Here is a 1,516-nt window from a genome sequence, read left to right on the forward strand (position 1 = left end):
GCGCCTGGGGGGGCGGGGGGGTGCGGGCCGCTCGCCGTGCCCCATCTCTCCGGCGGGGGGGCGCGGCGGCCCCCCCCCCGGCCCCGCGCCCCTTCCTCCCTGCCCCCGGACCGCGGCGGTGCTCAGCGCACCGGGGTGAAGTCCCGTGCCCCGATGAACTCCGGCCGCCGTATGGGTGCCGCGAACGGCTCGACCGCGGCGTTGTCCACGCTGTTGAAGACGATGAAGACGTTGCTGCGCGGGTACGGGGTGATGTTGTCGCCCGAGCCGTGCATGCAGTTGCAGTCGAACCAGGTCGCGGAACCGGCCTTGCCCGTGAAGAGCCGGATGCCGTGCTGGTCGGCCAGACCGGTCAGCGCCTCGTTGGAGGGCGTACCGGCGCCCTGCATCTTCAGCGACTGACGGTAGTTGTCCTTCGGCGTCTCGCCCGCGCACCCCAGGAACGTCCGGTGCGACCCCGGCATGATCATCAGACCGCCGTTGGTGTCGAAGTTCTCGGTCAGCGCGATCGAGACGGAGACCGTCCGCATGTTCGGCAGCCCGTCCTCGGCGTGCCAGGTCTCGAAGTCCGAGTGCCAGTAGAAACCGGAGGCGCCGAAGCCGGGCTTGACGTTGATCCGGGACTGGTGGACGTAGACGTCGGAACCGAGGATCTGCCGTGCGCGGCCCACCACCCGCTCGTCCCGTACGAGCCCCGCGAAGATCTCACTGATGCGGTGGATCTCGAAGACGGACCGTACGTCCTGGGACTTGGGCTCGATGATCGAGCGCTCGTCCGCCCGTACCTCCGGGTCGGTGATCAGCCGTTCCAGTTCGGCGCGGTACAGCGCCACCTCGTCCGGGCCGATGAGCTGGTCGACGGGGAGGAATCCGTCCCGCTCGAACTCGGCGAGGTCGGTCGGCGAGATCGGACCCGGCGCGTCCGGCGGGGACCACACGACGGGGTCCTGCCGGGGGGTGGTCACCTCGCCGAGGCCGCGCGTCGGGTACAGGTCGGTGGTGTGCACGGGAGTGGTGGTGGTCATGGTCAGCCCTCCTCGGTCAGCAACGGGTAGACACCGTTCTCGTCGTGGTCCTCCCGCCCGGTCACAGGGGGGTTGAAGACGCAGACGCAGCGGAAGTCGCTCTTCGGGCGGAGTGTGTGGCGCTCGTGCCCGTCGAGCAGATACATCGTGCCGGGGGAGATCCAGTGGGTCTCACCGGTCTCCTCGTCGGTGAGTTCGGCCTCACCCTCCACGCACAGAACGGCCTCGATGTGGTTGGCGTACCACATCGACGTCTCCGTACCCGCGTACAGGACGGTCTCGTGCAGCGAGAAGCCGACCTTCTCCTTGGCGAGCACGATGCGCTTGCTCTCCCAGGTGCCGGAGGCCGACCTCACGTGCCGGTCGGTGTTCTCGATGTCCTTGAACGATCGGACGATCACGGTGTGGTGACGCCTTTCTCTCGACAGTCGTGCTCTCTGTTGTGTTTCCGGTCCGGCCCGGGCGGGGGGGGGGGGGGGGGGCCCCGGCCC

General features: G+C 69.2%; 2 protein-coding genes. Both read right to left on the reverse strand.

The window, feature by feature from the left end:
* Positions 1–122: 122 nt before the first annotated feature.
* Positions 123–1,025, reverse strand: a complete 903-nt coding sequence (thpD, locus tag ACFXPK_RS29555) for an ectoine hydroxylase (RefSeq protein WP_385007754.1) — start codon at positions 1,023–1,025, stop codon at positions 123–125.
* A gap of 2 nt (positions 1,026–1,027) precedes the next feature.
* The gene (locus tag ACFXPK_RS29560) at positions 1,028–1,426 is read right to left on the reverse strand and encodes an ectoine synthase (protein ID WP_384926065.1); all 399 of its coding nucleotides are present in this window, start codon (positions 1,424–1,426) and stop codon (positions 1,028–1,030) included.
* Positions 1,427–1,516: the final 90 nt, after the last annotated feature.

This window comes from Streptomyces sp. NPDC059142 (assembly GCF_042755665.1).
Taxonomy (GTDB): domain Bacteria; phylum Actinomycetota; class Actinomycetes; order Streptomycetales; family Streptomycetaceae; genus Streptomyces.

Excerpts from the sequence above, each read along its gene's own strand:
- thpD (WP_385007754.1), bottom strand. The coding sequence starts at position 1,025 with ATGACCACCACCACTCCCGTGCACACCACCGACCTGTACCCGACGCGC.